Origin of the sequence: Streptomyces sp. NPDC059567, from assembly GCF_042735655.1 — a bacterium.
Classification (GTDB): domain Bacteria; phylum Actinomycetota; class Actinomycetes; order Streptomycetales; family Streptomycetaceae; genus Streptomyces.
Window position 1 is genome coordinate 39,783 of record NZ_JBHWBS010000057.1, and the last position, 6,174, is coordinate 45,956.

Consider the following 6,174-nt stretch of genomic DNA (forward strand, 5'->3'; position numbering starts at 1 on the left):
GTCCGGTGTCAGCGCGCGGCGCGGGCCTCGGCCGGGAGCCACTCGAAGGACGCGGCGGCGTCGGCGGCCTTGTACTCCAGGCCGACCCAGCCGTCGTAACCGGCCTTCCTGAGCTCGTCGAGGAGCTGCTCCAGCGGCAGGTCGCCCGTGCCCGGCGCGCCACGGCCCGGGTTGTCGGCGATCTGGACGTGACCGGTCTTGTCGGCGTACTGCGCGATGACCTGGCTGACGTCCTCGCCGTTCATCGACAGGTGGTAGATGTCGAGGAGGAACTTGGCGTTGCCGAGCCCGGTCGCCTGGTTGACCTTGTCGACGATCTCGATCGCGGAGGGGGCGCTCACCAGCGGGTAGAGCGGTGACTCCGGCTTGTTCAGGGTCTCGACCAGCAGGATCGCGCCGATCCGGTCGGCCGCGCGGGCCGCCAGGACCAGGTTCTCCAGGGCGAGGGCGTCCTGGATCTGCGGGTCGACGCCTTCCACGCGGTTGCCGTAGAGCGCGTTGAGCGCCTTGCAGCCCACCGAGGCGGCGAAGTCGGCCGCCACCTCGATGTTGGCGCGGAAGCGGTCCGACTCCTCACCCGGTACGGAGAGGGCGCCGCGGTCGGGGCCGGGCAGTTGGCCGGCGTAGAAGTTCAGGCCCACCAGCTGGGTGCCGGCGTCGTCCAGAGCCTTCTTGAGCGCGTCGAGCTCGCTCTGGTCGGGGGTGGCGGTGTCGATCCAGGGCCACCACAGCTCGACCGCGGTGAAGCCCGCCGCGGCGGCGGCCGCGGGGCGCTCCAGGAGCGGGAGTTCCGTGAAGAGGATCGACAGGTTCACATCGAAGCGCTGGTCCGTGTATCCCATGAGGGGCGGCGCTCCTTCCGTATTGCGGAAGTAAGTTTCTGTCTGACGGAATGTTGCAAGCGGGGCGCCCCGCGTGTCAAGAGGGTCCGGCAGCTCAGGGCTGCCGTCGGCCGACTCCCGGCCAGTAGCGTGGGGGCATGGTGCGTTTGAAAGTGGAGTTCACGACCGAGCCGTTCGACCTCGACGAGGCGCCGGCCCACGCGGTCGTGGCCCGTGAGGTCATCCAGGCGGCCCAGCTGGACGCGGTGGATGTCGGCCCCTTCGGAAACACGGCGGAAGGGGGCGCCGACGCGGTGCTGACCGCCGTGGACGCGCTGCTGCGCAAGTCCCTGGCGGCCGGCGCGACCCGTGTCTCCCTCCAGGTCAATGTGATCGGGGAGGAGTCGTGATCGAACATCCGCTGATCGCCGCGGTGAAGCCGCTGGTCGACGCGATGGGTGCGGAGATACTCGGCCCCGAGCAGGCCGAGCGCGACGATGTGGTGCTCGCCTGGGAGGGGGAGGACGTCCTCGCCGTCCGTCTGCCGCAGCTCTCCGACTCACTGGATCACATTCTCGCCGCGATGGAGCGCAGGCACGGGATGCCACTGGCCGAGCTGGACCGCAAGACCAAGCAGGAGGCGGTCCGGATGCTCGAGGCGCGCGGCGCCTTCTCGGTGCGGCACGGGGTGGAGACGGTGGCCGGGGCACTCGGTGTCTCCCGGTTCACCGTGTACAACTACCTGAACCGGGAGACCGCCCTGAGCAGGGAAAAGGCCCCCAGGGAGGGGTAGTTGATCATGGTTGGCCACAAGCCGTCGTCCAGATGTCGGGACGACGGCTTTTGTGTCACCGAGTTTTCAACAAAGTGTTGACGTGGTGTTGCGGGAGGGCGTTAGCTATCCGCAGCCCGTCCGACGCACAGCGAAAAACAGCCACGGAGGCTTCCCGTGACTTCAGGTACGACACCGGGTCTGACCCGGTTCAACACCTCGGCGGACAGCGACGCTGTCGCCGCGCTCCACGAGGTGTGCTCCAGCTCGGCGTGGGGGAGCAAGCTTCTCGCCCAGCGCCCGTACGCCACCGTCGAAGCCCTCTTCCTCGCCAGCGACGCCGCCATGGCCGAGCTGACCGCGGAGGATCTGGCCGAGGCGATGGCGGGCCACCCGCCGATCGGTCGTCCGAAGGCAGGGGACCCGACCTCCTCCCGCGAGCAGAGCGGGATGGCCGGGGCCTCCGAGGAGCTCAAGGCCGAGATGCTCGAACTCAACCTGGCCTACCAGGACGCGTTCGGTCATGTCTTCCTGATCTGCGCGACCGGCAAGACCGGTGAGCAGATGCGCGACGCGGTCCGTGAGCGGATCGAGAACTCGCCCGAGCAGGAGCGGGAGATCGTCCGCACCGAACTGGGCAAGATCAACCGCATCAGGCTGACCCGTCTCGTAGAGCGCGCAGAGAACGAGGAAGAGAACGCATGAGCACCGACACCACCGCTTCGGTGTCCACCCACATCCTGGACACCAGCATCGGCCGCCCCGCCGAGGGCGTGGCCATCACGCTCGCGGCCCGCAGCGGCTTCGACGCGCAGTGGGTCACGCTCGGTGGCTCCGCCACCGACGCGGACGGGCGCTGCAAGGACCTGCCGGCCCTGCCGGAGGGCACCACCCACGTACGTCTCGACTTCGAGACCGAGGCGTACTTCTCCAAGAAGCAAGCCGAGGCGCAGCAGGACGCCCCCCGCGTAAGGGACAGCGGTGCGTTCTTCCCGGAAGTGGCGATCACGTTCGCCGTCAACCCGGGCGAGCACTACCACGTACCGCTGCTGCTCAACCCGTTCGGCTACTCCGTTTACCGAGGGAGCTAGCAGACATGCCCACGATTCTCGGCCAGAACCAGTACGGCAAAGCAGAGAACCGCGTCGTCAAGATCACGCGGGACGGCGCCACCCACCACATCAAGGACCTGAACGTCTCCGTCGCCCTCTCCGGCGACCTCGACGACGTCCACCTCACGGGCTCCAACGCCCACTGCCTGCCCACCGACACGACCAAGAACACCGTGTACGCCTTCGCCAAGGAGTACGGGATCGAGTCGGCCGAGCAGTTCGGCATCCACCTGGCGCGTCACTTCGTGACCAGCCAGGAGCCGATCCACCGGGCGCGCATCCGGATCGAGGAGTACTCGTGGGAGCGGATCGCCAGCTCCGACGCCAACTCCAAGTTCATCGGCTCGGACGAGGTCAACCACTCCTTCGCCCGCAAGGGCCAGGAGACCCGCGTCACCCAGATCACGTACGACGGTGAGAAGTGGGAGGTCATCTCCGGCCTCAAGGACCTCATCGTCATGAACTCCACCAACTCGGAGTTCTGGGGCTACATCAAGGACAAGTACACGACGCTCCAGGAGGCGTACGACCGCATCCTGGCCACGCAGGTGTCCGGTCGCTGGCGGTTCAACTGGACCGACGACGAGCAGCGGATGCCCAACTGGGAGAAGTCCTACGCCCAGACCAGGCGTCACATGCTCGAGGCCTTCTCGGAGACGTACTCGTACTCGCTGCAGCAGACGCTGTACCAGATGGCCACCCGGATCATCAACCACCGTTCGGAGATCGACGAGGTCCGCTTCTCGCTCCCGAACAAGCACCACTTCCTGGTGGACCTGGAGCCCTTCGGGCTCAAGAACGACAACGAGGTCTACTTCGCCGCCGACCGCCCCTACGGCCTCATCGAGGCCACGGTGCTGCGGGACGGAGCCACGGCGCAGATCCCGGTCGACATGACCAACCTCTAAGCGGCACCTCGTGGCCGCCCCCGCCCGCCCGCAGTCGGGCGGGGGCCGCCACCACCGGAGGGACCTACCCATGGCACAGCCCGCATCGGGGCCGGCATCCGCAGAAGGCCCGTGTTCCCCACCGTCGGACACCTCGTCGGCCATCTCCCCGGCCATGTCGACCGACGTCCACCCGGTGGACGAGAAGCTGCCCGCCTCGCGGCTCGTCCCCGCCGCGCTCCAGCACATCGCCGCCATGTACGCGGGAGTCGTCACGCCCCCGCTGATCATCGGCCAGGCGCTCGGCCTGGACGCCGCGGGAATGCCCCGGCTCATCGCCGCGAGCCTGCTCATCGCCGGCTGCGCCACCATCCTCCAGACCCTCGGCGCCGGCCGCTTCGCCGGAAACCGGCTCCCGTTCGTCAACGCCGCCTCGTCCGCGGGCATCGCGCCGATGCTCGCCATCGCCGAGACCAGCGCCCCCGGCCACCAACTCCCCGCCATCTACGGCGCGGTGATGGTCGCGGGAGTCTTCTGCCTCGCCGTCGGCCCCTTCTTCGGCGGCTTCCCCACCTCCGCCTTCGCCCAGAACGTCGGAGTGGTCTCGCTGACCCGGGTCCGCTCCCGCTACGTCGTCGCCGTCGCGGGGTGCGCCCTGCTCGTCCTCGGCGCCTTCCCGGTCCTCGGCGCGGTCGTGTCGATGGTCCCCATGCCGGTCCTCGGGGGTGCCGGCATCGTCCTCTTCGGCTCGATCGCCGTCTCCGGAATCCGTACCCTTTCGGAAGCCGGACTCGACGACAGCTCCAACATCATCCTGGTGGCCGTCGCGCTCGGAGCGGGCATCATCCCGCTCGCCGCGCCCACCTTCTACGCCGACTTCCCGGCCTGGGCACAGACCGTACTCGGCTCCGGCATCAGCGCCGGAGCGCTCGTCGCGGTCACGCTCAATCTTTTCTTCCACCATCTCGGCACCCGGAGCCGTCACACGGCTCCGGCACTCAAATCCTCCTAGGGTCCTGCCGTGCCCACACAACCCCCGAGGAATGAAGGAAGCACCGCCATGGCAGCACCTTCGACTGTCGAACGCATCGTCGTCGAGAACTGTGCGATCGCGACCGTAGACGCCAACGACACCGAGTACGCCACCGGCTACCTCGTCGTCGCCGGCAACAAGATCGAGTCCATCGGAGCCGGCAAGGCGCCCGAGGGCCTGGAGAACGTGGTCCGCCGGATCGACGCCACCGGTCATCTGGTGACGCCCGGTCTGATCAACACCCACCACCACTTCTACCAGTGGATCACGCGGGGTCTGGCCACCGACCACAACCTCTTCAACTGGCTGGTCGCGCTCTACCCGACCTGGGCCCGCATCGACGAGGCCATGGTCCGCGTCGCCGCCCAGGGTTCGCTGGCCATGATGGCCCGCGGTGGTGTCACCACCGCGATGGACCACCACTACGTCTACCCGAAGGGCTCCGGCGACCTGTCCGGTGCCATCATCGGCGCCGCCCGGGACATGGGTGTCCGCTTCACCCTCGCCCGCGGTTCGATGGACCGCAGCGAGAAGGACGGCGGCCTGCCGCCGGACTTCGCCGTCGAGACCACCGAGGGCGCTCTCGCGGCGACCGAGGAGACGGTCAAGAAGCACCACGACGCCTCCTTCGACGCGATGACCCAGGTCGCCGTGGCGCCCTGCTCCCCGTTCTCCATCTCCACCGAGCTGCTCCGGGAAGGCGCCGCGCTCGGCCGCCGTCTCGGCGTGCGGATGCACACCCACGGCTCGGAGACCGTGGAGGAGGAGAAGTTCTGCCACGAGCTCTTCGGCATGGGCCCGACGGACTACTTCGAGTCCACCGGCTTCCTCGGCGAGGACGTGTGGATGGCGCACTGCGTGCACATGAACGACTCCGACATCGAGGCCTTCGCCCGTACGAAGACCGGTGTCGCCCACTGCCCGTCCTCCAACGCGCGGCTGGCCGCCGGCATCGCCCGCGTCCCGGACATGCTGCGCGCCGGCGTCCCGGTCGGCCTCGGTGTCGACGGCACCGCCTCCAACGAGTCGGGCGAGCTCCACACCGAGCTGCGCAACGCGCTCCTCATCAACCGCCTCGGTGCCCACCGCGAGTCCGCGCTCAACGCCCGCCAGGCGCTGCGCCTCGGTACGTACGGTGGCGCCCAGGTCCTCGGCCGCGCCGACAACATCGGTTCTCTGGAGCCCGGCAAGCTCGCCGACTTCGTGCTCTGGAAGATCGACGGCATTGGCCACTCGTCGATCGCCGACCCGGTCACCGCGATCGTGTTCGGCGCCGCCGCGCCGGTGACGGCCTCGTTCGTCAACGGCAAGCAGATCGTCGAGAACAACCGCCTGCTGTTCGCGGACGAAGAGGCGATCGCCCGCGACGCGCGCGCGGAGGCCCAGCGCCTGGCCCGCATCACGGCCCAGGGCTGATCCTCCCCAAGGAGTCCGACCGAGGGGGACGGCCCACGGGCGGTCCCCCCGGGCCCGCGCGGGGGGCGGGGGGGGCCGGACGGGGGGGGGCCCGGCGGGTCGAGGGTGCGCCCCCCCCCGCCGCGGGGGGGGT

8 protein-coding genes are annotated in these 6,174 nt (G+C 69.1%); 7 read left to right on the forward strand and 1 reads right to left on the reverse strand.

The genetic code is table 11. The features are described from left to right. Window positions 1-8 precede the first annotated feature (8 nt). Complete coding sequence (locus ACFVZW_RS23690; protein ID WP_384524535.1) at window positions 9-842, reverse strand: TIM barrel protein; 834 nt, start codon at window positions 840-842, stop codon at window positions 9-11. 140 nt (window positions 843-982) lie between these two features. On the opposite strand from ACFVZW_RS23690, the gene ACFVZW_RS23695 reads away from it, so the two are divergent. The 7 genes from ACFVZW_RS23695 to ACFVZW_RS23725 all read left to right on the forward strand — a co-directional run bounded on the left by ACFVZW_RS23695 (window position 983) and on the right by ACFVZW_RS23725 (window position 6,041). Beyond that, entirely contained in the window at window positions 983-1,231 is a 249-nt protein-coding gene (locus ACFVZW_RS23695; RefSeq protein ID WP_329125284.1) for a hypothetical protein, read from the forward strand. 44 nt (window positions 1,232-1,275) lie between these two features. Further along, a complete protein-coding gene (locus tag ACFVZW_RS23700; RefSeq protein WP_384524563.1) occupies window positions 1,276-1,614 on the forward strand; it encodes a helix-turn-helix domain-containing protein in 339 nt (112 codons plus the stop codon). Window positions 1,615-1,770: 156 nt separating this feature from the next. Beyond that, window positions 1,771-2,298 (forward strand): 2-oxo-4-hydroxy-4-carboxy-5-ureidoimidazoline decarboxylase, encoded by a 528-nt coding sequence (gene uraD / locus ACFVZW_RS23705; protein ID WP_384524539.1) that lies wholly within the window; start codon window positions 1,771-1,773, stop codon window positions 2,296-2,298. Beyond that, entirely contained in the window at window positions 2,295-2,684 is a 390-nt protein-coding gene (uraH, locus tag ACFVZW_RS23710; RefSeq protein ID WP_384524542.1) for a hydroxyisourate hydrolase, read from the forward strand. The genes uraD and uraH overlap by 4 nt, the downstream gene beginning before the upstream one ends. Window positions 2,685-2,689: 5 nt before the next feature. Beyond that, window positions 2,690-3,613 carry a factor-independent urate hydroxylase gene (gene pucL / locus ACFVZW_RS23715; RefSeq protein ID WP_384524545.1) on the forward strand — a complete coding sequence of 308 codons (924 nt, stop codon included), beginning with the start codon at window positions 2,690-2,692 and terminating at the stop codon, window positions 3,611-3,613. Between the two features lie 70 nt (window positions 3,614-3,683). Then, complete coding sequence (locus ACFVZW_RS23720; protein ID WP_384524548.1) at window positions 3,684-4,604, forward strand: uracil-xanthine permease family protein; 921 nt, start codon at window positions 3,684-3,686, stop codon at window positions 4,602-4,604. A 48-nt stretch (window positions 4,605-4,652) separates the two neighbouring features. Further along, window positions 4,653-6,041: an 8-oxoguanine deaminase gene (locus ACFVZW_RS23725; protein WP_384524551.1), complete on the forward strand. Its 1,389-nt coding sequence runs from the start codon at window positions 4,653-4,655 to the stop codon at window positions 6,039-6,041. Window positions 6,042-6,174 lie beyond the last annotated feature (133 nt).

What these genes read in the sequence shown, in the direction of transcription:
- ACFVZW_RS23690 (WP_384524535.1), bottom strand. Translation starts at nt 842, where the DNA reads ATGGGATACACGGACCAGCGCTTCGATGTGAACCTGTCGATCCTCTTC.
- ACFVZW_RS23700 (WP_384524563.1), top strand. Translation starts at nt 1,276, where the DNA reads ATGGGTGCGGAGATACTCGGCCCCGAGCAGGCCGAGCGCGACGATGTG.
- uraH (WP_384524542.1), top strand. Translation starts at nt 2,295, where the DNA reads ATGAGCACCGACACCACCGCTTCGGTGTCCACCCACATCCTGGACACC.
- pucL (WP_384524545.1), top strand. Translation starts at nt 2,690, where the DNA reads ATGCCCACGATTCTCGGCCAGAACCAGTACGGCAAAGCAGAGAACCGC.
- ACFVZW_RS23720 (WP_384524548.1), top strand. Translation starts at nt 3,684, where the DNA reads ATGGCACAGCCCGCATCGGGGCCGGCATCCGCAGAAGGCCCGTGTTCC.
- ACFVZW_RS23725 (WP_384524551.1), top strand. Translation starts at nt 4,653, where the DNA reads ATGGCAGCACCTTCGACTGTCGAACGCATCGTCGTCGAGAACTGTGCG.